Source organism: Nocardia otitidiscaviarum, assembly GCF_007362295.1.
Lineage (GTDB): Bacteria > Actinomycetota > Actinomycetes > Mycobacteriales > Mycobacteriaceae > Nocardia > Nocardia otitidiscaviarum.
In genome coordinates, this window is the sequence record NZ_CP041695.1 from 3,590,261 (window position 1) to 3,616,040 (window position 25,780).

The 25,780-nt window shown below is 70.1% G+C and carries 28 protein-coding genes; 15 read left to right on the top strand and 13 right to left on the bottom strand.

Annotated features, from left to right (window positions below):
- The first annotated feature begins 87 nt into the window (after positions 1–87).
- Complete coding sequence (locus FOH10_RS15860; protein ID WP_143981298.1) at positions 88–1,515, top strand: aldehyde dehydrogenase family protein; 1,428 nt, start codon at positions 88–90, stop codon at positions 1,513–1,515.
- Here the strand turns inward: FOH10_RS15860 and FOH10_RS15865 are convergent.
- The 3 genes from FOH10_RS15865 to FOH10_RS15875 form a co-directional block, all read right to left on the bottom strand.
- Complete coding sequence (locus FOH10_RS15865) at positions 1,491–2,315, bottom strand: ThuA domain-containing protein (RefSeq protein WP_143981299.1); 825 nt, start codon at positions 2,313–2,315, stop codon at positions 1,491–1,493. The genes FOH10_RS15860 and FOH10_RS15865 overlap by 25 nt on opposite strands.
- Positions 2,316–2,324: 9 nt before the next feature.
- A complete protein-coding gene (locus FOH10_RS15870) occupies positions 2,325–3,086 on the bottom strand; it encodes an SDR family NAD(P)-dependent oxidoreductase (RefSeq protein WP_143981300.1) in 762 nt (253 codons plus the stop codon).
- 263 nt (positions 3,087–3,349) lie between these two features.
- Positions 3,350–3,952 carry a TetR/AcrR family transcriptional regulator gene (locus FOH10_RS15875; protein WP_186000859.1) on the bottom strand — a complete coding sequence of 201 codons (603 nt, stop codon included), beginning with the start codon at positions 3,950–3,952 and terminating at the stop codon, positions 3,350–3,352.
- Positions 3,953–4,244: 292 nt separating this feature from the next.
- Here FOH10_RS15875 and FOH10_RS15880 point away from each other — a divergent pair, with 292 nt between their 5' ends.
- Positions 4,245–4,916, top strand: a complete 672-nt coding sequence (locus FOH10_RS15880) for a TetR/AcrR family transcriptional regulator (protein WP_143981302.1) — start codon at positions 4,245–4,247, stop codon at positions 4,914–4,916.
- On the opposite strand, the gene FOH10_RS15885 is transcribed toward FOH10_RS15880, so the two are convergent.
- The 4 genes from FOH10_RS15885 to FOH10_RS15900 are packed head-to-tail and all read right to left on the bottom strand — an operon-like array spanning position 4,907 to position 7,687.
- Positions 4,907–5,218 (bottom strand): Dabb family protein, encoded by a 312-nt coding sequence (locus tag FOH10_RS15885; RefSeq protein WP_051037368.1) that lies wholly within the window; start codon positions 5,216–5,218, stop codon positions 4,907–4,909. The genes FOH10_RS15880 and FOH10_RS15885 overlap by 10 nt on opposite strands.
- Positions 5,215–5,799, bottom strand: coding sequence for a hypothetical protein (locus tag FOH10_RS15890; RefSeq protein ID WP_143981303.1), 585 nt, complete (start codon positions 5,797–5,799; stop codon positions 5,215–5,217). Before FOH10_RS15890 ends, FOH10_RS15885 begins: the two co-directional genes overlap by 4 nt.
- A gap of 20 nt (positions 5,800–5,819) precedes the next feature.
- On the bottom strand, positions 5,820–6,395 hold the full coding sequence (locus FOH10_RS15895; protein WP_143981304.1) for a neocarzinostatin apoprotein domain-containing protein: 576 nt from the start codon (positions 6,393–6,395) through the stop codon (positions 5,820–5,822).
- On the bottom strand, positions 6,392–7,687 hold the full coding sequence (locus FOH10_RS15900) for a hypothetical protein (RefSeq protein ID WP_143981305.1): 1,296 nt from the start codon (positions 7,685–7,687) through the stop codon (positions 6,392–6,394). Before FOH10_RS15900 ends, FOH10_RS15895 begins: the two co-directional genes overlap by 4 nt.
- 339 nt (positions 7,688–8,026) lie before the next feature.
- On the opposite strand from FOH10_RS15900, the gene FOH10_RS15905 reads away from it, so the two are divergent.
- Genes FOH10_RS15905 through FOH10_RS15940 form a run of 8 tightly spaced genes read left to right on the top strand, consistent with a single transcriptional unit; the run spans position 8,027 to position 15,714 of the window.
- Complete coding sequence (locus FOH10_RS15905) at positions 8,027–9,634, top strand: nitrilase-related carbon-nitrogen hydrolase (RefSeq protein WP_143981306.1); 1,608 nt, start codon at positions 8,027–8,029, stop codon at positions 9,632–9,634.
- A gap of 45 nt (positions 9,635–9,679) precedes the next feature.
- On the top strand, positions 9,680–10,489 hold the full coding sequence (locus tag FOH10_RS15910) for an oxidoreductase (protein ID WP_143981307.1): 810 nt from the start codon (positions 9,680–9,682) through the stop codon (positions 10,487–10,489).
- A complete protein-coding gene (locus FOH10_RS15915; protein WP_143981308.1) occupies positions 10,486–11,433 on the top strand; it encodes an alpha/beta hydrolase family protein in 948 nt (315 codons plus the stop codon). The genes FOH10_RS15910 and FOH10_RS15915 overlap by 4 nt, the downstream gene beginning before the upstream one ends.
- A gap of 8 nt (positions 11,434–11,441) precedes the next feature.
- The gene (locus tag FOH10_RS15920; protein ID WP_143981309.1) at positions 11,442–12,563 is read left to right on the top strand and encodes an aromatic ring-hydroxylating dioxygenase subunit alpha; all 1,122 of its coding nucleotides are present in this window, start codon (positions 11,442–11,444) and stop codon (positions 12,561–12,563) included.
- Positions 12,560–13,255 carry a hypothetical protein gene (locus FOH10_RS15925; protein WP_143981310.1) on the top strand — a complete coding sequence of 232 codons (696 nt, stop codon included), beginning with the start codon at positions 12,560–12,562 and terminating at the stop codon, positions 13,253–13,255. Before FOH10_RS15920 ends, FOH10_RS15925 begins: the two co-directional genes overlap by 4 nt.
- 13 nt (positions 13,256–13,268) lie before the next feature.
- Positions 13,269–14,195, top strand: coding sequence for a hypothetical protein (locus tag FOH10_RS15930; RefSeq protein ID WP_221937981.1), 927 nt, complete (start codon positions 13,269–13,271; stop codon positions 14,193–14,195).
- Complete coding sequence (locus FOH10_RS15935) at positions 14,192–14,974, top strand: SDR family oxidoreductase (protein WP_143981311.1); 783 nt, start codon at positions 14,192–14,194, stop codon at positions 14,972–14,974. The genes FOH10_RS15930 and FOH10_RS15935 overlap by 4 nt, the downstream gene beginning before the upstream one ends.
- Positions 14,971–15,714 carry a maleate cis-trans isomerase family protein gene (locus tag FOH10_RS15940; RefSeq protein WP_143981312.1) on the top strand — a complete coding sequence of 248 codons (744 nt, stop codon included), beginning with the start codon at positions 14,971–14,973 and terminating at the stop codon, positions 15,712–15,714. The genes FOH10_RS15935 and FOH10_RS15940 overlap by 4 nt, the downstream gene beginning before the upstream one ends.
- A 149-nt stretch (positions 15,715–15,863) precedes the next feature.
- Here the strand turns inward: FOH10_RS15940 and FOH10_RS15945 are convergent, their stop codons facing one another.
- The 3 genes from FOH10_RS15945 to FOH10_RS15955 form a co-directional block, all read right to left on the bottom strand.
- Positions 15,864–16,997, bottom strand: a complete 1,134-nt coding sequence (locus FOH10_RS15945) for a DUF3558 family protein (RefSeq protein WP_221937982.1) — start codon at positions 16,995–16,997, stop codon at positions 15,864–15,866.
- Positions 16,998–17,252: 255 nt separating this feature from the next.
- A complete protein-coding gene (locus FOH10_RS15950; protein ID WP_143981314.1) occupies positions 17,253–17,996 on the bottom strand; it encodes a maleate cis-trans isomerase family protein in 744 nt (247 codons plus the stop codon).
- A 37-nt stretch (positions 17,997–18,033) separates the two neighbouring features.
- The gene (locus FOH10_RS15955) at positions 18,034–18,594 is read right to left on the bottom strand and encodes a TetR/AcrR family transcriptional regulator C-terminal ligand-binding domain-containing protein (RefSeq protein ID WP_143981315.1); all 561 of its coding nucleotides are present in this window, start codon (positions 18,592–18,594) and stop codon (positions 18,034–18,036) included.
- A gap of 81 nt (positions 18,595–18,675) precedes the next feature.
- Between FOH10_RS15955 and FOH10_RS15960 the strand changes: the two genes are divergently transcribed.
- Positions 18,676–19,569 carry a DUF4437 domain-containing protein gene (locus tag FOH10_RS15960; RefSeq protein ID WP_143981316.1) on the top strand — a complete coding sequence of 298 codons (894 nt, stop codon included), beginning with the start codon at positions 18,676–18,678 and terminating at the stop codon, positions 19,567–19,569.
- 166 nt (positions 19,570–19,735) lie between these two features.
- Here the strand turns inward: FOH10_RS15960 and FOH10_RS15965 are convergent, their stop codons facing one another.
- The gene (locus tag FOH10_RS15965) at positions 19,736–20,563 is read right to left on the bottom strand and encodes an HpcH/HpaI aldolase/citrate lyase family protein (RefSeq protein WP_143981317.1); all 828 of its coding nucleotides are present in this window, start codon (positions 20,561–20,563) and stop codon (positions 19,736–19,738) included.
- A 216-nt stretch (positions 20,564–20,779) separates the two neighbouring features.
- Here FOH10_RS15965 and FOH10_RS15970 point away from each other — a divergent pair, with 216 nt between their 5' ends.
- Positions 20,780–21,733, top strand: a complete 954-nt coding sequence (locus FOH10_RS15970; protein ID WP_143981318.1) for an alpha/beta hydrolase — start codon at positions 20,780–20,782, stop codon at positions 21,731–21,733.
- 53 nt (positions 21,734–21,786) lie between these two features.
- Positions 21,787–22,488 (top strand): hypothetical protein, encoded by a 702-nt coding sequence (locus FOH10_RS15975; protein WP_143981319.1) that lies wholly within the window; start codon positions 21,787–21,789, stop codon positions 22,486–22,488.
- 18 nt (positions 22,489–22,506) lie between these two features.
- Here FOH10_RS15975 and FOH10_RS15980 read toward each other — a convergent pair whose 3' ends face one another.
- Positions 22,507–22,836, bottom strand: a complete 330-nt coding sequence (locus tag FOH10_RS15980) for a nitroreductase/quinone reductase family protein (protein WP_186000860.1) — start codon at positions 22,834–22,836, stop codon at positions 22,507–22,509.
- Positions 22,837–23,169: 333 nt separating this feature from the next.
- Positions 23,170–24,282: a class I SAM-dependent methyltransferase gene (locus tag FOH10_RS15985; RefSeq protein ID WP_143981321.1), complete on the bottom strand. Its 1,113-nt coding sequence runs from the start codon at positions 24,280–24,282 to the stop codon at positions 23,170–23,172.
- 264 nt (positions 24,283–24,546) lie between these two features.
- On the opposite strand from FOH10_RS15985, the gene FOH10_RS15990 reads away from it, so the two are divergent.
- Both FOH10_RS15990 and FOH10_RS15995 read left to right on the top strand, forming a co-directional pair.
- Positions 24,547–24,930: a PLD nuclease N-terminal domain-containing protein gene (locus FOH10_RS15990; protein ID WP_143981322.1), complete on the top strand. Its 384-nt coding sequence runs from the start codon at positions 24,547–24,549 to the stop codon at positions 24,928–24,930.
- A 387-nt stretch (positions 24,931–25,317) separates the two neighbouring features.
- A complete protein-coding gene (locus tag FOH10_RS15995) occupies positions 25,318–25,686 on the top strand; it encodes a hypothetical protein (RefSeq protein ID WP_143981323.1) in 369 nt (122 codons plus the stop codon).
- Positions 25,687–25,780 lie beyond the last annotated feature (94 nt).

Genomic DNA, 25,780 nt, shown 5'->3' on the forward strand with positions numbered 1-25,780 from the left:
GGGTCACGTTGGCGACCGAGCGCACGGCGCTGCGGTGTCGGGCGCGTATGCGCCTCGCGGCGGCGCGAAGCCGGACGGAGCGCACCGATGAGAATCTCGCGGGAGAATCCGGCCCGGCCGAGCGAGATCGTCGGAACGGTACCGGTCACACCGGCCGAGGGGGTGGATCCGGTGGTCCGCGAGGCGCATCGGGATTTCCTGGGGTGGTCGGCGCTGCCGTTGGAACGCCGCCTGACGGTGCTGGGCACCGCCGCCGACGCGGTCGCGGCCGCGACCGCGCGGCTGAGTGTGCTGCTCGCCAGGGAGACAGGGAAACCGGTGGCCGATTGCCGGGGCGAGATCGGTTTCGCGGCAACCTATCTGCGGTGGGTATGCGCGAACGCACCGCGTGTGCTCGACGGTTCGGTCATCGACGACGAGCACGGCCGAATCGAATGCACACCCGCTCCCTTCGGGGTGGTCGCCGCGATCACCCCGTGGAACGCACCCGTCATTCTCGCCGCGCTCAAACTCGGTCCCGCGCTCGCCGCCGGAAACGCGGTGGTGCTCAAGCCGTCTCCGCTCGCACCTCTCGCGGTGACGAAGCTCGCGGCGTTGCTGCCCGCCACCCACGTGATCCACGGTGGCCCGGAGACCGTGCGCGCGCTCATCGCGCATCCGAGTGTCGGCAAGGTGGCCTTCACCGGCGGGGCCGAGGCGGGCCGCCACATCGCCGCGGCGGCCGGTACGGCGCTCACCCCGGTGGTGTTGGAGCTCGGCGGCAACGATCCGGCGGTGCTGCTCGACGATTTCGCGCTCACCCCGGCCGATTACGAGCGTCTGGTGCTCGCCTCCTTCGCCACCTCCGGGCAGGTGTGCATGGCGGCCAAGCGCCTGTATGTGCCGCGGCGCCGCCTCGACGAGTTCGTCGAGTCCTATCTCGCCGCGGCGCGCCGCGTCCTGATCGTGGGTGATCCGCTGGACGAACGGGTGACCATGGGTCCGGTGGTCGATCGCGCCGCCGTCGAGCGCATGAACCACTTCATCGCCGACGCCTGGAATCGCGGCGGCTGGCTCATCCCGCTCGCGGATCTGCCGACGGACACCGCCGACGGGTACTACGTCGCACCCACGCTGGCCCTCGACCTCCCCGACGACGCCGCCCTGGTGCGGGAGGAACAGTTCGGCCCGCTGGTTCCCGTGCTCACCTACGAGACCGAGGACGAGGCGCTGGCCCGGGCCAACGACTCCGACTTCGGTCTCGCCGCCTCGGTCTGGTCGGCCGACGAGGACCGCGCCCTCGCGGTGGCCGCCCGGCTCGAGGCGGGCTTCACCTTCGTCAACACCCACAACCGCACCGGCATGTCGCTGCGCGCGCCGTTCGGCGGTGTCAAACGCAGCGGCTTCGGTCGTGAGTACGCCGAGGAGGGCCTGCGAGAGTACGTGCAGAGCACCGTGATCCACGCCCCGGCCGCGTTCCGGCCGGGCGGCGCGGGCATGCCCGCGCGCGCCTATCCGGACGCGGCGTCGCGGTAGCCGTCCAGCTCGCGGCGGCCGTCCACGTCCGCGTTCATCCGACCGGTCACCGCCCAGTGCACGCAGCGGCGCAGAATGGTCCGGAACGCCGCGGACTCCCAGCTGCCCCGGTCGGTGCGCCCCAGATCCGCGATGCCGAGGTCGCGCAGATCGTAGCGGCCACGGCAGTGGCCGAGGGTGAGATAGCAGACCACACCGGCCCCGTGATCCTTCAAATACAGCACCGGGCGGATCTCGTCGGTGCGGGTGTGCCCCTCCGCGAAACCCGGGCAGTCGCCGACGAATCGGGTGTGGGCGAGCACGCGCAGCGGCGGATGCAGTTCGCTGATGTACAGCTCGTCGGTCACCTCGAACTCCCCGATCCCCCGCAGCAGCGGATGCTCGGGTTCGGTCGGCACCACCCGGTAGGGCGCGATATCCGGATGGCCGAGGAACTGGCTGCCGAGGACCTCCGCGAGCTCACCGAAGTCGCGGGGCGTGGCGAACAGGGCGTCGGCCTCCGGCCCCAGGGGTTCGATGGCGGCATTGGTGCCGTGCAGCGCCAGCCAGCGCCCACCCCGGGAGACGAAGTCCGCCAACCGTTTCCGCTGCTGCTCGGTGGGCACGGTGGCGCAGGTGTAGGTGACGAGCAGGTCGGCGGTATCCAGGGCGTCGCGGCAGTCGTAGTCCTCGAATACCCGGGTGCGGACCAGTTCGTAGACGCCGAGTTCGCGCAGCAACCGCAGCCGGGCGTAGTCGAAGTCGTGCCAGCGTCCACCGCACACCAGCACCGCCTCGATCCAGCCGGTGGGTCCGGACATCACGCCGCCTCAGAAATCGAATCGATTGGTGAAGCCGCCATCCACCACCAGGTTGACCCCGGTGATGTGCCGTGCCGCCGGGGAGGCGAGGAAGGTGACCGTGCGGGCCACGTCCTCGGGGCCGGCCAGCCGCCCCAGGGCGGTGGCGGCCACCGCGCCGTCGTAGAGCGCGGGCAGCTGATTCTTGATGTGATCCCACGCCCCACCGTCGAAGTACACCGGCCCGGGTGAGACGGCATTGACCCGAATGCCCTTGGGCCCCAACGCCCGTGCCTGCGCACCGACGTGCTGGATCATGGCGGCCTTGAGCGCGCCGAAACTGTTGGCGGTCGGCAGCACCCCGGCCTCCAGTGCGGAGGTGCTGGCGATGGCGACCACGGCCGCCGCGTCGCTGCGCTCCAGATGCGGTGCGGCCGCCTCCAGCAGGCGCACCAGGCTCATCAGATCGGTGCGGAAGTTGTTCTCCCACGCCTCGGGTCCCTCTCCCACCGAGGCGGAGGCATTGACCACCACGATGTCCAGACCGCCCAGCGCGCCCGCGACGGCCTCGACCAGCTCGGTGATGGCGTCCGGGTCCGAGACGTCCGCGGCCCGGTGGAATACCGTGCCCTGCTCCCCCAGTTGCGCCGCCGCGGCGGCGAGCGCGTCCGCGTCGCGGGCGCAGACGCCCACCGCCGCACCTTCGGCGAGCAGGGACCGTGCGGTGGTGAGGCCGATGCCGCGGCTCGCGCCCGTGATGAGGGCGCGCTTGCCTTTGAGATCCAGGTCCATGGGAGTGTTCCTTCCGGTCGGCGGATGCTGTCACGCCGGAATGCGCTGTGTGGGAGCGGCTCTCGGCACGCTGCCGATTTCAGTGAAACACAAACTAGAGACCATCTATAGAAACTTCGCCGAATTCGCGGACGAAAGTCTCCCGGGCACAGCAACAGTCGCCGGGGGCACACTGACCGCGCGACGGGCACAGCAGGACTCGACACCCACACAGCGGATTTCCGATGCGCACGCCCGAACCAGTCGGCGCGGCACCGCGCGGATCACAGCGCGCCGATATCCTCCGCGATCGCACGCACCTCCGCGCCGAAGCGCCGGCGGCCCAGATTGGCCAGCACGGCGTCCTCGGTGAGCCACGCGACGGCCGCCACCTCGAGCAGGCTCGACAGCGCGGTCGCCGCCACGCCGCAGCGCGCCGGTGACGACTTCCCGTGCCGCCGGGCCAATTCGGCTTCGAGGACGACCACGACCTCGGCCCGGTGCGCGCCGCGCAACGCTTCGACGGCCGAATTCCAGCCGGGCGAGCGAACGAAGTACACCAGCGCGGCATCGCGTCGGTGCGAGCACCAGTGCAGCATCGCGTCCAGGACATCGCCGATCGGCACGTCCGGGCTCCGCTCGAACTCGTCGCACAGTCGGCTCGTCAGCGCCCGCGCGAACCGACGCACGGCGGCCAACAGCACCTCGTCCTTGGACCGATAGTGGTAGTACACCGCGGCCGGGGTCATACCCGCCGCGGTGGCGATCTCGGCCACGGTCACCTGCTCGATCGGCCGTGCCGCGCACAGCGCCACCGCGGCATCCAGAACCGCGTCCTGTCGGGACGGACGGTGGGGGGCGCGACGCGCGCCGGGTCGATCTGCCATCGCACGATGATGACAGGCGCGACACCATGCGAGCACCGCGCCATCGCCATACGAGCACAGTGCCATCGCGCCGAACCAGTGGCTCTGCCATCGCACAACAGTGCTCGGCGAACGCGCCGAACCGGTGCTCTGCGATTGCTACGAGCACTCGGCCATCACCACACAAACGGTCTGGCGTCGCTGCGCGAAACGCTGTGCCCTCGTCGCGCGAAACGCTGTGCCTCGCCGTAGCGGCGCTTGTGCCATCCTGAGCGCACCCACCGTCGGCGCACAGTGAACCGGAGCAGCGAGGATGACCGATCGCCCCCTCGAGGATGTCCGCCCGCCCGCGCATCGGCCGTCACGCCGCCACCTCGTCGTCGCGGCAGCGGTCCGGGTATTCGCACGTAAAGGCTTCGCCGACACCGCGATTCAGGACATCGCCGACGAGGCCGGGATGGGGTCGGCGGCGGTCTACTACCACTTCTCCGGTAAGGAGGAGCTGTTCGACGCCGCCCTCCGCCAGGCCATGGACGCCAGTTCCGCCGCAGCCGAGGCGGCATGGCCGCGGGACGCACCGGCCGACGAGCGCACCCTGGACCGGATCGTCACCGCCGTCTGGGACTGGACTGTCCGCGACCCCGACGCCTTCCGCCTGCTCTCCGGTCAGTCGCACGGCGGTGCGACGCCCGGATCACGCACGCTGGCAGCGGAGTACGCGGCCCGCCACGAACGGCGCGCCCACGACTACTTCGGGGCCGATCCGGTACCCGCCACTCCGCGCGCCGCCGCGGCGGTCCGCGCGCTGCGGGCGCTGCGCATCCGCACCATGATCATGACCACCATCGCCGTGCATCCCCTTCGCCTCGACGACGGCCCCCTGGCGGGAATACCCGACGAGGACCTGCGGACCGCGCTCATCGAGGTGTGCCACCGCATGGTGAAGGGGCGTGAGCCAGGACCCGCCGCCCCCGCTCAGGAGTGATAGTCCACCACCGCCCGCGCCGCCAGGCGCGGCACCAGCCAGGCCGCCACCTCGCGGTGCGCCGGATGCCCCTGGTAGGCCAAGAGTTCCGCGCCGGAGTCGTGGGTGGTCACCAGGCACAGGTCGTAGGAGACGTCGGTGCCGAGCTCGTCCAGCTCGACCGTCAGCGACCGCACGTGCGGCACCTCGCCCGCCAGGCCGCGTAGCAGCTCCGCCGCGCGCTCGCTGTCGGCGCGATCGGCGAACTTCATGAGCACCACGTGGGTGAGCGCCCCGTCGGTGCTGATCGCGTCGGCGGTCATCGGCTGCCGCGGCGACGCATCACCAGCAGTCCGGCGGCCAAGGCCGCGAGTATTACGCCACCGGCCACGATGGCGACGATCATGCCGGTATCGCTGTCCTCCTCGGCCGCTTCGGTCGTGTCGGCGTCGGCCATCGGTGCGGGCGGTGGTGTGGTCTCCGGCGTGCCGAAGGTGAGCGGGACGGATGCCAGGATCTTGGACGGGTCGGTCAGACTGGTGACCGCGACGGTGCAGGCTCCGGGGGCGGCGGTGCAGTCGGTGCCGCCGACCGCCTCCACCAGCGCCAACTCGCGGCCGCCGGTCGGCTGCCAGACGCCCTGTTCGTCGGCGCGGCCCATGAGCGAGCCACTGAGCTGGCAGTCGGTCGGCAGCGTGATCTGTGGTTTGCACTGGCCCACGGCCACCGTGGGCAGATTCGGCGGCAGGCCCGCCAGATTCACCGTGATCATCTGTCCGGGTGCGACTCCGGAACTCTCGCTCACCTCCAGCGTCGGCGCGGCGGATGCGGCCGGACTGCCGACGAGCAGTGCCAGGGTGGCGGCGGTCGCCGGTACGGCGGTGCGCAGGACGGTGGACTTCATATTTCCTCCTCGGGGGATGGTCACAAGCGCCGACGCTCGGCGAGCGCGGCGAGAGCTACGGCGGACAACAGGGCGGCGGTGATCGACCACAGCGCCATCGACGGACCGGCGGTCTCGGAGTCGACCCGGGTGGCCGACGTGGTGGTCGTGGGGGTGACAGGTGGCCGGGAACCGGCGAAATCGACCGGAATCTGCGCGGAGTTCGCGTCGATCACCGATTGCGGTTCGGTACCGGGCAGCGGCGCGGCGGCGATCACGCACTGCCGCTGCGTGCAGTCGATATCGCCGAAACGTGCTCGCGCGGTGAGGGTTACGGTCGGGATGGTGCCGTCGGCGGCGATATTGACGAAGGTGGCCCCGCCTTCCAGGTCGCAGTCCCGCAGCCCGTTGGCGAAGCCCTGCGTGCACAGCCCCACGGCGACGGCGGCCAGGCCGGGCCGGAAGCCGCTGCCGTCCACCGTGATCCGCTGCCCCTCGGTGAGACCCGAACTCGCGCTCACCGACAGCGCGGGCGGGTCTTCCGGTGCCGCGTACGCGGGTGCGGTGACGGCCAGCGCCGCCAGCGTGATGGAACAGACCGCGGCCGGGCGGATCATGACAGCCCTCCTTCGAGCACCGGGTGGGCGGCGCTGGTTCGCGCCGGTCGAGGACGCGCCGAGCGCGCGTACAGCGCGGCGGCGATCAGGACGGGCAGGGCGAGCGCGGTGAGCGCGGTACCCGTGCCGAAGCGCGCGTCGAGCAGTGTCACCGCACCCAGCCCCAGCACCCCGGCCGCCAGGACGGCGAGCAGGGTGAGGATCGGGAGCCACGGGTGTCCCGGCACGGTCGCGGCCGTGCGGTCCAGACCGCGGGCCGCCCGCGTGGCCGCGGCCAGCGTGACCGCGATGCCGACCGCCGCACCGGCGGTGCCCGGCGCGGTGGCCACCAGGACCGGACCGCCCGCGGCGAGGATCAGCAGCACCGGTACGGCGCCGACCTGCGGGCCGGGCAGTGCCACCGCGACACCCGCGGGCACCGCGGCCAGCAGCAGCAACCCCACCTGGTCGGCCCCGAAGGCTTCCCAGCGGAAGAGCAGCAGATGCAGTGCGGGCAGTACGGTGCCGCCCAGCACGAATCCCGCAGTGGCATACCCGAACAGGAGCGACCGGATCGAGACGGACGCCCCCGCGCCCGCTCCGACACCCGCACCGGAACCGACTCCGGCGTCGGAACCATCACCACCGGCCCTGGCATCGGCACCGGCATCGGCCCTGGCATCGGCATCGGCATCGGCCCTGGCATCGGCATCGGCATCGGCACCGGCCCTGGCCCCGGCTCCGGCATCGGCACCGGCATCGGCATCGGCACTGATCGGAATCGGTTCTTCCGCAGCATGTGTCACTCCCAGCGCGAGCACACTGTGCAGTCCGACGGCGATGCCAGCGACGATCAGCGCGGTGCCGGGTGTCTCGATCCAGATGGCACTCGTGCCCGCCGCGACCGCCACACCCACGGTCATCGCCACCTGCCATCCGGCCAGGGCGCGCGGCTGTCGCCAGACCACGACGCGTCCGATCGCGATGAGCGGGCCGCAGGCCGCGCTCGCGACCAGCATCGCCGCGACGAAAGGTACGGGCCCGGTGACCATCCCGGCGACGATGAACGCCAGCCCGGCCACGATCCCCACCCCCGCCGCCCAGGACGGCGACAGCCGCCGCCACACCGCCACCGCCGCCGCCACCGAACCGGTGACCAGCGCGGTGATCGCGATATAGCCGACCGCCGCGCCGGGCACGCCGACCACCCCGCCGAACGGTTTGCTCAGCAGCACCAGCTGCCCGCCCGCCACCGGACCCGCCCAGGCACCGGCGAGCACCAGGGCGGCGAGCCCGAGTCGATCGGAACGCATATCACCCCTCCGACCTGCGTCGCGGACCAGCGCTGCCGGGCGCGGCGGACGGAAACGGGGATCGGTGCGATTCGCAGGTCGTCATCCTTACCTCCTGCGAGCGTTTCTCTGAAGGAAACGCAGTTTCGGAATTGCCATATTGAACCCGCAGCTCCACCGGGTGTCAAGGCGAAACGAACCCGGCCGCAAGGGAAACAGCCGATCGCGGCACCGCCGATTACCACGGCATGAAATCCGCGAACGCGGCTGGACAGATCCGAACACCGGGTACAGAATCAGACCTATGGAAACAGCGTTTCGATGAAGGAAACGCGATCCGGAGTGGAAGGGCCTCACCCTATGACCCGAGTCGCGGCCGCGCAGTTCGCGGTCGGAACCGATGTCGCGGACAACCTCGCCACCTGCGTCCGCATGATCGACGCCGCCGCCGATACGGGCGCGGAACTGGTGGTCCTCCCCGAGTTCTGTAACCACCTATCCTGGTACGACGACCGCGCCCATGCGTACCGAATGGCGTGCCGGCTCGGAGATTCCTTTCTCACCACCACCGCCGACCGCGCCGCCCGCCACGGCATATTCGTCAAGATCGGCGTCACGCTGGCGCACCCCGACGGCCGGACCACCGGAGCCTCGCTGCTCTTCGGCCCCGCGGGCGAGCTGCTCGGCCGCGCCGACAAGCAGATCCTCATGGGTGCCGAGAACGACTATCTCGAGGTGGGCCGGGAGGATTCGCCGGTCATCGAGACCGCGCTCGGCTGCCTCGGCATGTACGCCTGCATGGAGGGCGTCGTCAACGAGGTCACCCGGTCGCTGGCGGTGCGCGGCGCGCGGGTACTGCTCAACAGCCTCAACTCCTTCGCCGTCGACGAGGCGGCACTGCATATTCCGGTGCGCGCCGCCGAGAACAAGGTGTGGGTGATCGCCGCCAACAAGGTCGGCCCGCTGCTGCCGGTGGACCGGCTGCCCGAGATCGCCGCCCGGCTCGGCGTACCGCCGGATCGACTCGACGGGGCCGGGGAGTCCCAGATCGTGGCCCCCGACGGCACCTGCGTGGCCAAGGCTCCGCCGCGCGGGGAGGCCGTGATCGTCGCCGATATCGAGATCGCCCGCGCCGACGACAAACGACGGCCGGACGGCACCGATGTGCTCGCCGCCCGGCGGCCCGACCTCTACCGGCCGCTGCTCACCGCACCCGCCGCCCGACAGGCCCCGACCGGCGCGGCGGCGGTGACCGCGGCGGTCGCCCGGCCCGATCACGACACCGTGCGGGCGCTGGCCACCGCCGACGCCCAGCTGATCGTGCTGCCGGAACTGGCCGCCCTGCCGGTCCCCGCACTCGTGGACGCCCTGCGCGACACCACCGCGCACGCGGTCACCACCGTCCGCGAGGGCGTCGCTCACCACGGTCTGCTGGTGAACGCCGACGGGGTGGTGGCGCGCCAGCCGCAGCTGCATGCGACCGCGCGCCACCCCTGGCTGACCGCGCCCGGCTCCGCCCTCACCGTGATCGAACTGCCCTGGGGCCGACTGGCTCTGGTGGTCGGCGACGACGCGCTGTTTCCCGAGACCTTCCGGCTGGCGGCCGTCCAGGACGCCGATGTGGTCGCGGTGTGCCACACCCCCGCCGAACCGTGGGAGGCGCGCCTCGGACTGCCCGAACGCGCGGCCGAGAATCGGCTCAATGTGGTGGCCGCCGGACTCGACGACAGCGGTGCGCTCACCGGCGGGATCTACGCGCTCAGCCCCGATTTCACCCTCTGGACGGTCTGGGAGGGCCCGTTCGCGGGGGTGATCAGCCATCCCGACATCACCCCGGTTCCGGCCGGGGCCACCAGCGTTCGCGCCCGCATCCGACCGGCCCAGGCCGCCAACCGCCTCGTATCCCGGGGCACCGACCTGGTGGCCGATCGCCCGCGTCAACCCTTCGATTCCCTACCCGTGCCCTGACGAAAGCAGCCGTGTGACAACCGTATCGACGACTCCGGAGCAGCCATGAGCGAAACCCTGCAACACGTCGAGCAGCTGGTCGACCAGACCCCGCGCGCCGATGTGACCGAGACCTTCGAGGAGTGGCGGGCGCTGCTGACCGGATTGAAATCCTGTATCGCCGAACGCTTCACGCTCACCCGCGACCCCTCGACCGCCGATCTGGAGACCTACGGCGACCCGGACGGTGGCCCCTCCGGCAGCCTCGCCGCCTACTCCGGACCGGAGATCGACTGGCTGGTGCACTCCTGGATCGGCGATCCCCGAACCGGTTTCGTGAACCTGCATCTCACCGCGTGGCTGGGCCCGCACGTCCGGGTGCCGCACCTCGGATCGGCGCTGCTGCTGTGGCCGGAGGGCTGGTTCTACGTGGACGCCATCCCACGCGGTGACCTCGTCGGCGACGTCGCGTACTTCGACGACTTCTACGCCCCCAATGACGAACCCTGGCTGGACTTCAAGCGCGACCACCCGGATTTCACCTGGTTCACCAGCCGCACCGGCTTCATTCGCGGCAGCCTCTCCCCCACCGCGTACTGCTATTCCTTTCCGCCCACGCGACCGAATCTCGACACCGTGGCGCAGGTGCTGACCTCCCGGGTGGAGCAGTGGCTGACCTGGGTGGACGCGGCCGAACCTGTGCCCGCCGCGGAACGCCCCACACTGGCCGAGCGAGATCTGGCCATCCGCCGCAATATCGCCGAGCGGGATCCGGCCAATGTCATGGGAGAGCGGTTCTTCGGGCCCGAACTCACCCAGCGGCTGGTGCGCGCGCTCTGGGGCGGCGACCGTGAACTGCCGAGGCCGACCGCATGACACTCATTCGCTCCCTGTGGTGGTCGGCGCGCACCGACGGCACCGCACCGTTCGACACCGCCCACCTGAAGGTCTACTACCCGGCCGTCGCCACCGGTTCCGACGCCGAACGGCTCACCGGCGTGTTTCCGCCCGATCCGGCGGGCGCGCCCTATCCGGTGGTGGTGTTCCTGTCCGGGGTCAATGTCGGGCAGGAGTCCTACCGCCGCTTCGCCACCGCGGTCGCCGCGAGCGGATTCGTGGTGGTCACCCTGGATCGGGTCGCCGAACTGTTCGGCGGGCAGCGTGGGCTCACTCCGGGCGTGGATCTGGACGCTGCCCGCCCGGACGCCTACGGCACCCGGCCGACCTGCCCGACCATCGGCGCGGTGCTGGCCGCCCTGGCCGAACTGAACGACCAGCCGCCCTTGCGCGGCGCTCTCGATCTGGAACGAGTCGCCCTGGGCGGACATTCGGCGGGCGGCACCGTGGCCCTCCAGTCCGCGCGCTTCTTCCCCGAGATCGCGGCGGTATTCGCCTGGGGCGCACACACGCTCGTCGCCACCATGCTGGGCTGGGCGCCGGGCACCGTGCTGCCCGCCCAGACCGCCTGCCCGGTGCTGCTGGGTGTGGGGTCACGCGACGGGGTGATCCAGGGCAGCGCCGACCGCTACGGCGAGGAGGGGGACGAGCGGCCCGATCCGGTGCGGCGCACCTTCACCGAGGCGCTGCCCGACGGCGATCACCTGCTGGCGGAGGTGCCGGGAGCCAATCACTTCGGGATCGCCGACGCCGACCCCACCGCCGCACGCGCCTTCCTCGACGGCCTCGGTGACACCGACGCGCTGCCGTCGTTCGCGCGGCTGGTCTCGATCTTCCTGCGGACGCATCTACGCGGCGATGCCGTGGCCAAGACCGAACTGGCCGAATTCGACGATGCCGCACTGCGTCTGACCCGGCGATAGGAACCACCATGCTGAAGAACTTCTGGTACGCCCTGGAATTCGCCGACCGCGTCGGGCGGCGCCCCCGGAAGGTGACCTGTCTCGGGCAGGATTTCGTGCTGTTCCGCACCCGCTCCGGCACGGTCACCTGCCTGTCGGATCTGTGTGTGCATCGAGGCGGGGCACTGTCCATGGGCACGGTCACCGACGACTGCATCGCCTGCCCGTACCACGGCTGGCAGTACAACAGCGAGGGTGTCTGCGTGAAGATCCCGGCCAATGCCGAGGAGCGCAAGATCCCCCGCAAGGCGCGGATCGACGCCTACCCGACCGTGGAACGCTACGGCATGGTCTGGGCGTTCCTGGGCGATCTCCCGGAGGCGGAACGCCCGCCCATCCCGGTCATTCCCGAACACGACGACCCGGAGTTCCGGGTGGTGCAGTTCGAGATGGAGATCGACGCCAATTACGAACGGGCACTGGAGAACGTGGTCGACGCCGCGCATACGCCGTTCGTGCACGGCACCAGCTTCGGCAATCCGGACAAGCCCGAGATCCCGGATTTTCGCATCCGCCAAACGGATTGGTCCGCCGAGGCCGATATCCAGCTCAGCCCGCCACTGCCCAAAGGCTTGTGGGGACTGCTGGCCCGGCGGCGACCCCGCCCGGAATCGGTCACCGTGACCAACGCCTGGTATCTGCCGAACATCGTGAAGCTGCACATCCGGCTGCCGATCGGCGACATGCTGCTCTACGACTTCAATATTCCGCTCTCCCAGGAACGCACACTGGTCAAGATCCTGGGCTACCGCAATTTCTTCACCGGGGCGTGGGCGGACGGCAACGCGCGCAAGCGCATCGAGAAGATCCTGCTGCAGGACCGGCCGGTGGTGGAATCGCAGCGGCCCGAACTGCTGCCCTTCGACCTGTCCGACGAGCTGCACGTGCGCAGCGACGGCCTGCAGGTGGCCTACCGGCGGCGACGGTTGGAACTGCGCAAGCAGGGGTGGTGGGTCGGCGACGACGACATCATCACCGGCGACTCGCCGCGCCGGACGGCGACCGTCATCGCCTCCCCCGCCCGCCGCGACAATCCCGAACTGGCCAGTGCCTGGGTGCACAAGGCCCGCACCGGAGGTAATCCCGAATGAGCCTGCCCACCGCGCTCTGCGAGCGCACCCTGTCGGCGTTGAGCACCGCGCTCGGTCTCACCGTCGCCGAGGATCTGCCGCTGACCAGCGCCATGTCGCCCGATCCGGTGGGCAGACTGCGGGTGCTGCGCGGCGGCCCCATCGACAAGGCGGTGGTGGTGGATCTGGTGGTGCCGCCCATCGGACTCGACAGCCACATGGTGTTCGCCTTCACCGGAAGCGATTCCGCCATACCGCATTTCACCCTGGACGCGGTGTACGCGGGCGACTACCACGCCATGCACCTGGATCTCATCCCGCGTGTGGACCTGGCGGTGCACCTGGACTATCTCGATGCCGCCTTCGGACCGCTCACCGATCCGCTGGCGGAGGCGTGGCGCATCGACGGGCTCTCCGCCGCCGCCATCGGACCCCGGCAACGGGCCATGATGTCGCCGTGGATGGTGGTGTGCCGGGCCACCGAGGCCGCGTTCAAGGCCCTCGACGCCACCGTGGACCGGTATCTCGAGCATTGGCTGACGCTGGTGGACAACGGCGTTGCGGCCGTGGACGCCGAGCTGGCGGTGCGCGACCGTCGCCAGCGCGCCAACCTGTTCAGCCCCGAGGTCGATCCGGTGTGGGGGCGGGTCGCTCACCTGCTCGGCGCCGAACAGGCCGAGCGGGTGCGCGGCGAACTGCTCGCCGCCCGGTGAGAGACGGTGACGAGTGAGAGAAGGTAGCGCCATCGACGCTCCGAGCAATTTCCAGCAGCGCATCGCGGGTGAATGGGTGGGCCGCCCCTCCCTGTTCGACGCGGGCGGCACCTGGTGCGGTTTCGAGGACATCCGACGCGCGTCGGTGCACGAGAACGGCACCACCACCTACTACATGGACGGCGGCCTCACCGGCGGCGGCACGCTGGCGGGCCGCTTCGCCCTCGGCGCGCCGTTCGCCTTCGGCGTCCGCGACTCCGACGCCGACCGGATCTACACCGGCCCGGACTTCTTCGGATCGGGGCAGCCCTACGGCGGGTTCGTGGACGCCAACTACTACGGTCCGGGCTGGCAGGTCGGACTGAACACCTGGAACCAGACCCTCGGCGACACCCAGGTGTACTCCTCGGTGCTGTACCAGGGGCCGGCGCTGGTCGGGGTGTTCACCGGTCTCTACACCCGCGATCCGGAGCTGGTCGAGCAGCGGGTCGAGACCGAAACCCGCTGTGGGCCGGTCGTCTTCACCGTGCCGACCAAGGAGAAGAGCCGCTACGCCGGTGAGCTGGAACTGTGGTCGGCCACCCAGCAGCCGCTGGGCGCGCTGCGGATGGAACTCGAGATCGACCCGGTGACCCTGCTGGTGGCCGAACACCGCCTGGTCATGTCGGGCCCGGTCGCCTCCGACTCCCGGATCACGGTGCGCCGCGACGGCGTGCGGTCCTTCCACGAGGGCCCGGATGTGTGGGGCAACGGAAACTCCTACGGCAGAGCGAATTTCGTGCGGCTGCACACCGTCGACGGCCGTCGGCTGATCGGCCGCGAGTTCATGATGGACGCCGAACCGGGTATGGGCGCGGGCACCCGGATGGCCGTCGTGTACCAGATGTTCGAGCACAACAGCCTGGCCGCGGTCATGCACGGCGTACTGGAGCGCACATGAGCACCGTGGTGATCACCGGCGGCACCCGTGGCATCGGGCTGGGTATGGCACGCGCCCTGCTCGACCGCGGTCACCGGGTCGTACTGTGCGGCAGCGACGCCGAGCGGGTGGCGAAGATCAGCGCCGAACTCCCCGATCACGCGGTGGTGGTCACCGCCGACGTCACCGACCGGGAGCAGGTGCGTCGGCTGTGGGACACCGCGGTGGAACGGTGCGGCGGCGTGGACATCTGGATCAACAACGCGGGCGTCTCGCACGACCGGAAACCGCTGTGGGAGTTGCCCGTCGGTGCCGCCCGCACCGTCCTGGACACCAATCTGCTGGGCGTGCTCAACGGGTGCGCCGTGGCCGTGGCGGGTATGGCCGCGAACGGCGGCGGCCACATCTGGAACATGGAGGGCCTGGGCAGTGACGGACGCACAGTGGCCGGGCTGGGGGTCTACGGGGCGAGCAAGCGCGCGGTCACCTATCTGACCACCGCACTCGCCGCCGAGGTCCCGTCGAGGGTGTCGGTCGGGCTGCTCAGTCCGGGCATGGTCGTCACCGACCTGCTCACCCACGGCTACGACGATCCGGCCGAGTTGGCCACGGCGCGCCGCATCTTCAACATCCTGGCCGATCCGGTGGAGACGGTCGCGCCCTGGCTGGCCGCGCGGGCGGTCGACAAGCGGCGCAACGGCGCGCACGTGCGCTGGCTGACCACCCGCAAGATCATCGGGCGGTTCGCCCTCGCGCCGGTACGTCGCCGCGACCTGTTCACCACAGAGAGGAACCCATGACCGACGCACTGGGCTGGCGGCGCAAATTCGGGGTGATCGCGCCGTCGACCAACACCATTGTGGAACCCGACTTCTACCGCATGGGCGTGCCGGGGGTCACCGCCCATTTCAGCCGCATCCACATTCGCGACCAGAACATGAACGACGACGCCGGTATGGGTCGGCTGCTCGAGCAGATCCGCGCCGAGATCGGGGCCGCCTGCGAACGCGTGCTGACCTGCGAACCCGACTACATGGTCATGGGCATGTCCGCGGAGACCTTCTGGGGCGGGGTGGAGGGCAATCGGCAATTCGTGCAACAGATTCACGACATCACCGGCCTGCGGGTGGCCACCGGCGCGGAGGCGTGCCGACGGGCCCTGCACCTGTACGGTGCGGAACGCATCGGCGTGGTCACCCCCTACCAGCCCGTCGGCGACGAGAACGTCGTCCGCTTCTTCGGCGAACTCGGCTTCGACGTCAAAGCCATTCGCGGACTGCGCTGCCCGACCGCCGTATCCATCGCCCACGTGACGGAGGACGAACTGCGCACCGCGCTGCGCGAGGTGGACGACGCCGGAGTGGACGCACTGGTGCAATGCGGCACCAACCTGTCCATGGTGCGTTTGGCCGACGAGGCGGAATGCTGGCTCGGCAAACCGGTAATCGCCATCAATGCCGCCACCTGGTGGATGGCACTGCGCGACAACGACATCCCCGACCGCGTGGAGGGAGCCGGGGCGCTGCTGCGCGACCACTGACCGCCGGCCCCGACGCATCCGTCGCCGGGTCCGGACCGCCGACGCCACACGCCCCGCCGCACGCCCACGTGTGACAGGCCGGGACGCGTCCCCCGCGCACGGGCGCATGTTCTCCACGCGCGGGCGCGTCCAGGCGGCCGAGCGCGATCTCAGCGCATCGACCGCCCCGGCGGCAGATGCGGTTCGAAAGCGGCAGCGACGCGGATCAATTCGTCGCACAGCGTGTCGCGGCTGATCGGGTTCCGGGTGGCGTTGGCTACCGCCTCGAGCACGGTCGTGCCGACAATCCTGCCCTGGTCGTCTCCACGGGGCGTGTCGAAGGCCAGATCACAGAACCACCGACTGTCGCTGGCCCAATACACCTGAAGCGCCCGCCGTCCGTTCACCGTGACCGGCACCGGGTGGGCGTAGCGCTCGGACCGGTAGATGACGTCGGCGAAAGCCTGATCGGACAACTCGACTTCGACGTCGTACCGCGCACCGCCGTTCCACACGCAGTTTCGGCTCGGGTGCGGGGTCAAACCCACCGGCGCGAGCGCGGTGTCGGGAATGGCGCAGGGATCGAAGTGGGTCAGCTGAGGCGGCGGACTGCTGTAGGTGGTCGGGCTCGGGCGCGTCTGCGGGGTCGAGACCTGGGGGAGCTGGTCGGGGAGGTAGTGGGCGAGCGCGGCAGTGATCGCCTCGCCCCCGGAACGCAGAGCAGTGCGCAACCGGTGGGTGTCGGCCAGCGGGAACCGCTCGTCACCCGTCCAGTCACGGCCGTCGGTGACGACCTCGATTCTCAGATTGCCGATCCGCGCAAGGACATGGGCTCGCACCCGGTCACCGGGCTCGGACGTCCAGGTGATGGCGTCCTCGCCGACACCGGGCAACGGTGTCGGCGGCCCGGCATCGCTGGGCCGGCGCCATTCTGTAGCCAGAGCGGTCGTGGTGCTGCCGGGGAGGCTGCCGAAACCGGTAAGGCGCAGATCGACGGTGACCGTGCGCGACATCGGGCCGGCGGCGGGCATACCGTCGCCGTCGGGTATCGGGTCGTCGTCGTAGGTGATGGTGCAGGCGAGCCGCTGCCAGCTGTCACCTACAGAGTAGTCGAGCGTATGCAGGTCTCGTGGGGCATAGATGTCCCCCGCGTACCCGCGCAGCGAATCCTCGACCGCCGCAGACACGTCTGCACACGACGAGGGAAGCGACGCGAACCGTTTCGAGTACCCGAGCTCCTGAGGCTGAGCGCACCCCGCCGCGAACACCAAGACTGCCAATACCAACCATGATCGCCCGAACACCTCTCACATCTATCACGAGCATCGGACACCGCCTGTGCCGCCGTGCAGAGTTTTGGCTCCGCGCCGAAGTCGGCCCGTACCTGGAGGTTTGAAAGCCCCGGGTCACTCGACCATCCCGGGGGCGTGCCGGTGTCGGCTGTTCACCGCAACCCGCAGACAACCGAGGGCGTACCGGCCGAGATCACCGAGTCGGCGACGCGCTACCGGTCGACACCGCGTCGATCTCGGCCGGAACGAGGGGCTCGCAGGAGCGATTCAGTGTTCGCGCAGGAGGGCTCCCGCGCCCTCGATGCGATCGTCGAAACCGTGGTCGCGCAGGGCGTACCACAGGGTGGCGGCATTGATGGCGATCACGGGTTTGCCCAGTTCCGCTTCGAGGCGATCGGCGAGTGCGACGAAGGACAGGTTGGTGCCGACCTGCACGATCGCCTGGACATCCGGGCCGTCGAGGGCCGTGACGACCTCGCGTAGGCGGTCGTCGCCGACGCGTGCGATGGCCATGGCGCTCGGGCAGCGCAACCCGGTGATGGCGGCGACATCGAACCCCGCCTCGGTGAAGAACCGCCCCACCTCGCGGTCGGCGATGGGTTGGTACGGCGAGAAGACCGCGATGCGGCGGCAGCCCAGTTCGTGCAGGGCGGCCCGGCACGAACTCGCCCCGGTGGTGACCGGGAGTCCGGTGCGGTCGCGCAGGCGCTGTTCGAAGGCCGCGTTCCCGGCCACACCGCCCCAGAACGTCTCCGCGGACATACCCATGACCATGCGTTCGGGTTCGGCGGTGAGCACGTCGCGCACGGCGGTGTCGATGGAGGCGCGGATCTGCACCAGCAGCGCCTGGAAGTCCGCGTCGTCGCCCATCACCGGATTCGGGATGTACATGGAACCGGCGCGGAATGCGATACCCGGCAGCCCCGCCCGCCAGTAGTCGTGCTCCACAACGGTATTCGTACTCGGTACGACGACGCCGAAGACGGCGCGGGTGCCGACGGCATTGGTCATGACGCTCCCTGGTACTGCTGGATTCGGGTGTTTCGGTTCAGGTGGTGACGCGGGCTAGCACGTCGGCGGCCGCGCGGTGCGCCCGCTCCCGGTCCACCGGGCGGTCCAGCAGCAGCGCGTCCACGAGCAGCGGCGCGACGATCGCCGACGCCGCCTCCTCGACGGCGGCCTCGTCGCCGAATGCGAGTGCGCGCAACGCCGCCCGGAACGGCTCGAGCAGGTCCGCCACATACCGGTGGCGCAGTTCGGTGCAGGACGGGTCGGCCGACGAGGCGGTCACCAGTGCGCGCAGGAAGGCGGCGACGGGCTTGTCGCGCAGACGATCACACAGCAGATCCACCTCGGTGTGCAGATCGGCGACGGGATCACCGCTGGGCGTGAGGGGTTCGTGCGGGGCGACGGCGATGAGCGCGGCGAGGACATCGCGCGGTGTCGGCCAATGCCGGTAGATGGTGGTGCGGGCGACGCCGGTCACCGCGTGCAGGCGCTGCGGGGTGAGCGCCCCGGCCCCCTCGGTGAGCAGCAGGTCCAGCGCCGCGGTCAGCACGACGGCTTCGGTATCGGCGGCGGGGCCCGCGGGACGTCCGGGTCGAGTCACGAGAATTTACGATACACCTTGTTTTGGTTATTCATAACCAGTACATTTCGTATCGGAAATACCGCTTCCCGAGGAGGACCGATGCGTCCACACGTAGAACTCATCGACGCACGCGACCTGATCACCCATATCGCCGAGTTCGAGCACGCCACCGGCAGCGCCGTGCAGCGCAATCTCAGTTACGACGAAGAGGACGGATCCGCCTCGCTGGAGGTCACTTTCACCAGCGACTGGTCCCGGCCCGCCGGGGTGCACCACGCCGAAACGGAGTGGTACGTGCTGTCGGGCGAGGTGACCATCGGCGATACCGTGCTCGGCCCCGAGGGTTATTGGATGGCACCGACCGGCGTCCGCACCCCGCCGATCTCCGTCACCGCGGGCACCGAGATCCTGCTGTTCCGCGAACAGGGCGACTGGCGTTTCGACCTCGCCGACGCCGACCGCGACTTCGTGCGCCCCGACCAGAAGCTCGTGGTGCTGAATTCGGCCGAGATGCCCTGGATCGACGTCAAGGACGGCAGTCCGATGCGTTTCGATCTGGGCGGCACACCGGTACCCGGCCTGTACATCAAACTGCTGCACCGGGACGAGAAGACGGGCTTCTACACCCGCCTCATCAAGGCCAAGCCGGGCTGGCGCGAGGAGCCCCTGGCCCACCACCCGTGCTCGGAGGAGGCGTACTGCCTCGACGGCGGTTTCGAGTACAACTTCGGCACGATGTGGCCCGGCACCTATTTCTGGCGGCCCGCGCTCATCCGACACGGCGATTTCACCGCCGACGCACAGCAGGGCTGCACGTGGATCGTGCGCTCGGACGCCGATCTCGTGGACTGGTACACCGACAACGCCCGGGTGACCATGTCCGGCGACGCCACCAACTGGGGTGACGACTACCCGCACAGCCTCGCCCCGCGCTACATCGAACCGGTCCGCTCCCGCTCCATCGGAGCCTGGGCCGATCCCGGCTACCAATAGCGGCGGCCACGCGGACGACCCGAGTTCGCCGCGGCCCCATCGGCTTCCGACGCGGCACGGCGTGCGCGGGTAACCGGGTACGGGGTGCATGACAGGGTCACCCCGTACCCGCCAGCCAGACCCGGCCCGGCGATCGACCGAGAGCAGCGGGCGCGATCACGCCGGCCTATTCGAACGCGTCGTCGACCAGGGCGCGAGCGCGGCGGACAACGGCGCGGTCCACCATGCGGCCCGCGTCGTCGAGAACGACACCGCCCGCGGCGGCCTCGAAGCGGCGCACCAGCGCGCGGGCCGCGGCCAGGTCGGCGGGGCTGGGGGTGAACACCTCGTTGACGACGGGGACCTGGGCTGGGTGGATGCAGGTGCGGCCGCGAAAACCCAAGCGGCGCAGGGCTTCGGTCGATGTGCGCAGACCGTCGAGGTCGCGAAAGTCGGTGCTGGTCGGCGCGAGCGGGGCCGCGATGTCCGCGGCCGCACTGGCCAGCACGATCCGGGTGCGCAGGGCGAGCATTTCGTAGCCGTCTCGCCCGGGTTCGATTCCCAGTTCCGCGCACAGGTCCGACTCTCCGATCATCAGGCGCCACACCCGGGGCGCGGCGGCGATCTCGCGCGCCGCGTAGATCGCGGCCGCGCTCTCCAGCAGCGGGCAGAGGCGAATGGGCCGCACCGCCGGTTCGACCGCCGCCAACACCTCGCCCACCTCCCGAATCTGTTGCGCTGACTCCGTTTTCGCCAGGCATACGGCTTCCACTCCGGCCGGGGCGACCGCACGGATGTCCTCGATGCCGTGTTCACCCGGGTTGACGCGCACCCATATCCGCCGAGCCGACGGGGTGGCGGCGCGCAACCAGGCGGCCACCTCGGCGCGCGCCCCCTCCTTGTCCCGCGGCGGCACCGCGTCCTCCAGATCCAGCAGAACCACGTCGGCGGGACCGGACACCGCCTTGTCGAACAGTTCCGGTCGATTGCCCGGCACGTACAACGCCGATCGCATCCACTCCCCCTCACTCAACGGCAACATATCGGCACACCACGTTTGAGTGAAACATGGTTTCCCATAACGAAACATAATGGTCACCACCCGCCCTGTCCAGCCGCAATAGGCTCACGCCGACCGCTTGACAGCAGCGCCGCCATCACCCTTAATGGTCAGCCAAAAGAAGAAACGCCATTCCGCTAGAGGAAACAGGCGCCCGCCGTGGGAGTAGCCATGCATCTCAGAGGCCCAGGTCTGGCCACCATCGCCGTACTCGCCGCGCTGCTGGCCGCACCCGAAGCCCAGGCCGCCGACCGGCTGCCAGGAACCATCGACATCCCCTGTGCCGCCACGGTTCTCGAACAGGGCGCGGACTGGTACCTGCCCGCCGGACCACCCCGGGCCCTGGTGTGGGTGCAGCACGGCTTCGCCCGCTCCAGCGGACATGTCGGCGCGCTCGCCTCGACCTTCGCCGACGCCGGATACCTGGTTTTCGCGCCGAACATGCCGTTCATGAACCTCTCGGGCTGCACGCTGCAGAACATCGGCGACAACACGGCATTCCTGCACGATGTGGCCGCCCTGTTCGGCACCGCCTCCGCACCGGGCGGCGCGCTGTCGACCAGTCTCGCCGACGCCGCTCACCGCGCGGGCCGCGCCGTTCCCGCCATTCCCGAACGACTGGTGTTCGTCGGGCATTCGGCGGGGGCCGAGGCCGTCGCCTACGTCGCCGAGCGGCTGCGCACCCATCATCTGGAGACCTGGAACACGCTGCGCGGCGTAGTCCTGCTCGACCCGGTGCGCTCGTTCATCGGCAACAATATCGACCGCGCTCTCGACGGCATCTCCGGTACCGACCTGCCGACATTGACGATCTCGGCCCCGCCGTCGCCCTGCAACAGCTTCGGCATCGGCACCCTGGCCGTACGAACTCGTCTGGACCGCCCCTTCCTCGGCGTGCTGCTGCCCTCGGGGGTGCACACCGACGCCGAGGGCACCAGCTCGGACGCGATGGGCGAAATGCTCTGCGGCATCTCGGAATCGGTCAACTCGTCCACGCTGCGCCGACTCGCCCTCGGCTGGATGGGTGACTTCGTCGCCGGAACGCGAACTCCCGACTTCTATCCCGCCGCGCCGCACGGCACGGTGCCCGCCGCGCCCGCGGCTCACATCCTCACCGGCTACTGACCGCGTCTCGCGGTCGCCTCCTCACCTGTTCCACGTCGAAAGTCCGGTACCCCATGCGTATTCGATCCTCGCTCGCCTCCGGTGTCCTCACCGCCGCCCTCGCCGCCGCCGTGATCGGTGTGGCCGATACGCCCGCCACCGCCGAACCCGCCGAGGAGCAGGGCCTGTCGGGTCTGTCACTGTGCCAGCGCGCCCAGGTGAACACGGCCTCGCTGCGATTGGTCAGATTCCACCGAGCCGGTGGCGAATTCGCCGAGGTGCCCTACACCGACCTCGCCGCGTTCGCGGCGTCGAAACCCCAGGTGCGCCCGCTCACGGTCACCAGCTACATCACCTACGACGACACCGGTGTACCGCGCCAGGTGCGCTGCAAGGGCAAATCGGCCGATCACATCAACCAGGAGTACGGCGACCGCACGGCCGGGGCGGACGGCACCTGCGGCGACACCAACCGGAGGACGCTGTGGCGGGTGGCCCGGGATCTGACCCGGGCGGAACGGGACGCCCTGGTCTACCGCCCGTACCAGGTGACCATCGATCCCGACACCCCGGCGGCCACCGGTCAGGACTGGCTGGCCGACTTCCCCACGGCCACGGTCGATTCCGACGGCACGCTGCACCTGCCCTCGAAATCCCTGCACGTGCCGCTGGATACGCCGGGCATCCCCGACGCCTTCAAGGGGCAGCACTACTGCACCCTGATCGCCCCCGAACACCTGAAGCGCGTCCTGCTCGGCACGGTGCCCGCGTCCTGAGCCGGGCGAGGTCGACGGTCAGCTCGTCCGCGCGTCCACCCGCGCCGACAGGAACGGCCGACCCGCCTCGACGACGATCTCGGGCTCGGTCATCGCGAGCACCCGCCCGCGATGCTCGAGCTCGAATCGTCCGGCCGCCAGCGTATTGCGCACCCAGTCGCTGCCCCGGCCGTAGCTCAGCGCGATCCGCAGTTGCGTACCGCGCCAGGTGATTCCGACCGGAGTCCGGTAGCGCTTGCCGGTCCGGCGACCGACGTGGACGACATTCGCGTATCCGGGTAGACGGGCGGCCGCCCCGAGAAAGGCCGGATTGGTGATCCGACGGTTCACTCGAGCCAGGACACGCATGGGCCGCCACCGCATGGCTCATGGTATCCGGGGTGCACGGCCGACCGGCCCGATCTGTCGACCTGCACAAACCGCTCGCGCACCCTTCGACACCGTGCCCATGGCGGGAGTACGGGAACACGTCCCGGTGACGGTCGCCTTCGGCACCCGCGATCTCATGCTGCCGCCGGGCGTCAGCCGGCGCCGAGATCATTTGCCCGCCACACCCGCTGGGTGCGCCTGCCCGGCTGTGGGCATGTGCTCATATCCGACGATCCGGACCGGGTGGCGGGCACGATCCTGGACGGGATCGCGCGTCCCGCCGCCAGGGAAGCGAGCGCCTGAGCGGTTGCGCTACGGACGCAGCAGGAAGAACCGCCAGAAGGCGTTCTCGATGGGCAGCACGCGGGCCTCGGTGAATCCGGCCTCCCGTGCCCAGCGCAGCAGGGTCGGCGTGCGGAGCATGGTGCCGTTGGCCTCCACCGGGTTCTCGGCCATGGTGGCGGGCAGGCAGTGCAGCACGCTGCAACCGAATTGGAAGCGTTCCAGCACGGGTCCGGGGGTGGTCAGCTCGTCCTCGACCCGATCGTCACCGATGAGGACCGCGCCGTCGGCCGTGAGGGCACGGCGGGCGGCGCGCAGGGTGCCCACCGGATCGCCCATGTCGTGCAGGGTTTCGAACAGTGTGATCAGTTGGTACGCATCGGTTTCGGCGAGCGCGGCGGCGTCGGCCGCGGTGTAGCGCACCCGGTCCGCCAGTCCGGCCGCTACGGCCGCGGCACGCGCCTCCTCGATCGAGGCGGCGTCCAGGTCCACGCCGTGCACGCTCGCGTGCGGGTAGGTGGTCGCCAGGGCGGTGGTGGAGCGTCCGCAGCCGCAGCCGAGGTCCAGAATCCGGGTGCCGGGCTCGGTGCGCAGGCGCGCGTCCACGTCCGGGACCGCGGTGAGCCAGTCGGCGAGTTCGTGATGGAACAGGGCCCCGTTGAGATCCCGTATGCCGTGGCGGATTTCGGCTCCGTAGGCGGAGAAGGGCACTCCGCCGCCGGTGCGGTAGGCGGTGGCCAGCTCGGGCAGGACGCCCGCGACCCCGGCGATCATGGGCGCGGTCGGTGCCACGAAGTACGGGCTCTCATGCGCCAGCAGCACTTCCGCGTGTGCGGCGGGCAGTTCGAAGCGGCGCAGCTCCGCCGCATCGCCCGGATTCGGGCAGTGCAGGTAACCGGCGGTGGCCTGCTGCTCCAGCCACTCCCGCGCGTAGCGGGCCGCGATACCGGCCCGCTCGGCGAGTTCCGCACCGGTAGCCGCCCGCTCCGCCAAGGCCCCGTACAGCCCCAGCACCAAGCCGAGCTGCACGCTCATCAGTTCCAGTGCGCGCGTCGCATCTTCGATCAGCCTGTCCGCGAACACCTCTCGCGGATCGGTCGCACCTCGGGGCGCGGGGGCGACGGCTGTCGTGCTGTGGGTCATCGGCACTCCTCGGTAGTCGGGGTGGTGGCGCTCACCACACCACCGCCTGAACATTGCTCGGCCGAGTCTGAACCCCGCGCCCACCGGCCGTCTGTCGCTCCGCCGACCGTCTCGATGTCACGCCGCCGACACATCGGCCATTTGCCAACTGGTTGCCACAGGTCGACTCGAGGTACTGTTCACCCTTCGAAAGATCCTTGGGGGATTCGCGAAGTATCACCGCCGAACCGGTCGAGTACCCCGAACGTGTTCGAGGAGAACGCCATGCCCTACCTGATCGTCGGACTCATCACCCTGGCCCTGTGGGTGTTCTGCCTGATCGACGTGATCACCGCCCCCGAGTCCGGCATCCGCCACCTCCCCAAGGGCGCCTGGCTCCTGATCATCCTCTTCGTCCCCACCGTCGGCGCCCTGCTCTGGCTCATCCTCGGCCGCCCCTACGAACCCCCGCGCCCCCGCTCCACCACCGCCTACCCCGAATACGACCGCCCCGGCCGCTACATCCCCCGCAACCCCGACGACGACGAGGAGTTCCTCCGCGCCCTCCGCGCCCGCGCCGAACAGCAGCGCGCCGAGGCCAAACGCCAGGAGGAAGCCCGGCAGCGCGACCTCGAATTCCGCCGCCAACAGGGCGAACAGGTGGACTGAACCCATGCGCGAGCACAAGCCGAGCCGCCCCGACTCCTGCCTGCTCTGACTACCGACCGCGGAGTAGCCAATCAGTTGCCACCTTTCGTCGATCGTCCCTCGACACGGCGCGACAGTGGGGCCGTTCCTCGGTAACGATCCAGATACGGACACTGCGCCGGAGGCGGTTCGCAGCGTGATGTGGAGAACGAATACTTCAGCGCCGCAGCATCTTTCGGCGGAGATGCCTCGTTCGTGTGAGGTGGGTCGCCGCAGCGGCCGGGAAGTGACCACCATCGCATTCCACTTCCTGGTCGCATGACCGGCGTGTCATGGTCGCAGTCGTCGCCGGGCCCGGCGCGTCGCACCATTCGGAAGGTTTCTCATCGGCTCCCCACGGAGGACACCATGCGTACTCGGACCACCGCTTTCACCCTGCTGACCGCCGCGAGCGGAATCGTCGCCGCCGCCGTGATCGGCGCCGGATCGGCCGCCGCGGCCACCCCGGTCGCCGGACCGGGGGCGGTCGGATTGGAACTGACGCCCGGCGAGACGGCGGCGCTGGCCAATGGTCCGGTACCCGCACTGGTCGATCAGGTGGTGCCGTACAACGCCACCTCGGTGGCGCTCGCGCCGGGATCGCAGCTGGCCGAGAACGACGCGTGGCGGTTCGCCCCGCTGCGCGACATCATCGGTGAGGCCGCGGCACATCCCGGCGGGAATGTGGCCGTCCTGGTGAGCCCCGCCGACGGACTGATCGTCGTCCAGAACTGGTAGATACCCGACCGCGGATGGCCCGTCGATCACATCGGCGGGCCATCCGCGCGCATCGGCCCCGGCGGCACCTGGACTCTCCTCCGGCGGGAGAGTC

Coding starts and splice junctions, on each gene's coding strand:
- FOH10_RS15860 (WP_143981298.1), top strand. CDS start 88: ATGAGAATCTCGCGGGAGAATCCGGCCCGGCCGAGCGAGATCGTCGGA.
- FOH10_RS15865 (WP_143981299.1), bottom strand. CDS start 2,315: ATGTCCGGACCCACCGGCTGGATCGAGGCGGTGCTGGTGTGCGGTGGA.
- FOH10_RS15870 (WP_143981300.1), bottom strand. CDS start 3,086: ATGGACCTGGATCTCAAAGGCAAGCGCGCCCTCATCACGGGCGCGAGC.
- FOH10_RS15875 (WP_186000859.1), bottom strand. CDS start 3,952: ATGGCAGATCGACCCGGCGCGCGTCGCGCCCCCCACCGTCCGTCCCGA.
- FOH10_RS15880 (WP_143981302.1), top strand. CDS start 4,245: ATGACCGATCGCCCCCTCGAGGATGTCCGCCCGCCCGCGCATCGGCCG.
- FOH10_RS15885 (WP_051037368.1), bottom strand. CDS start 5,218: ATGACCGCCGACGCGATCAGCACCGACGGGGCGCTCACCCACGTGGTG.
- FOH10_RS15890 (WP_143981303.1), bottom strand. CDS start 5,799: ATGAAGTCCACCGTCCTGCGCACCGCCGTACCGGCGACCGCCGCCACC.
- FOH10_RS15895 (WP_143981304.1), bottom strand. CDS start 6,395: ATGATCCGCCCGGCCGCGGTCTGTTCCATCACGCTGGCGGCGCTGGCC.
- FOH10_RS15900 (WP_143981305.1), bottom strand. CDS start 7,687: ATGCGTTCCGATCGACTCGGGCTCGCCGCCCTGGTGCTCGCCGGTGCC.
- FOH10_RS15905 (WP_143981306.1), top strand. CDS start 8,027: ATGACCCGAGTCGCGGCCGCGCAGTTCGCGGTCGGAACCGATGTCGCG.
- FOH10_RS15910 (WP_143981307.1), top strand. CDS start 9,680: ATGAGCGAAACCCTGCAACACGTCGAGCAGCTGGTCGACCAGACCCCG.
- FOH10_RS15915 (WP_143981308.1), top strand. CDS start 10,486: ATGACACTCATTCGCTCCCTGTGGTGGTCGGCGCGCACCGACGGCACC.
- FOH10_RS15920 (WP_143981309.1), top strand. CDS start 11,442: ATGCTGAAGAACTTCTGGTACGCCCTGGAATTCGCCGACCGCGTCGGG.
- FOH10_RS15925 (WP_143981310.1), top strand. CDS start 12,560: ATGAGCCTGCCCACCGCGCTCTGCGAGCGCACCCTGTCGGCGTTGAGC.
- FOH10_RS15935 (WP_143981311.1), top strand. CDS start 14,192: ATGAGCACCGTGGTGATCACCGGCGGCACCCGTGGCATCGGGCTGGGT.
- FOH10_RS15940 (WP_143981312.1), top strand. CDS start 14,971: ATGACCGACGCACTGGGCTGGCGGCGCAAATTCGGGGTGATCGCGCCG.
- FOH10_RS15950 (WP_143981314.1), bottom strand. CDS start 17,996: ATGACCAATGCCGTCGGCACCCGCGCCGTCTTCGGCGTCGTCGTACCG.
- FOH10_RS15960 (WP_143981316.1), top strand. CDS start 18,676: ATGCGTCCACACGTAGAACTCATCGACGCACGCGACCTGATCACCCAT.
- FOH10_RS15965 (WP_143981317.1), bottom strand. CDS start 20,563: ATGCGATCGGCGTTGTACGTGCCGGGCAATCGACCGGAACTGTTCGAC.
- FOH10_RS15970 (WP_143981318.1), top strand. CDS start 20,780: ATGCATCTCAGAGGCCCAGGTCTGGCCACCATCGCCGTACTCGCCGCG.
- FOH10_RS15975 (WP_143981319.1), top strand. CDS start 21,787: ATGCGTATTCGATCCTCGCTCGCCTCCGGTGTCCTCACCGCCGCCCTC.
- FOH10_RS15980 (WP_186000860.1), bottom strand. CDS start 22,836: ATGCGTGTCCTGGCTCGAGTGAACCGTCGGATCACCAATCCGGCCTTT.
- FOH10_RS15985 (WP_143981321.1), bottom strand. CDS start 24,282: ATGACCCACAGCACGACAGCCGTCGCCCCCGCGCCCCGAGGTGCGACC.
- FOH10_RS15990 (WP_143981322.1), top strand. CDS start 24,547: ATGCCCTACCTGATCGTCGGACTCATCACCCTGGCCCTGTGGGTGTTC.
- FOH10_RS15995 (WP_143981323.1), top strand. CDS start 25,318: ATGCGTACTCGGACCACCGCTTTCACCCTGCTGACCGCCGCGAGCGGA.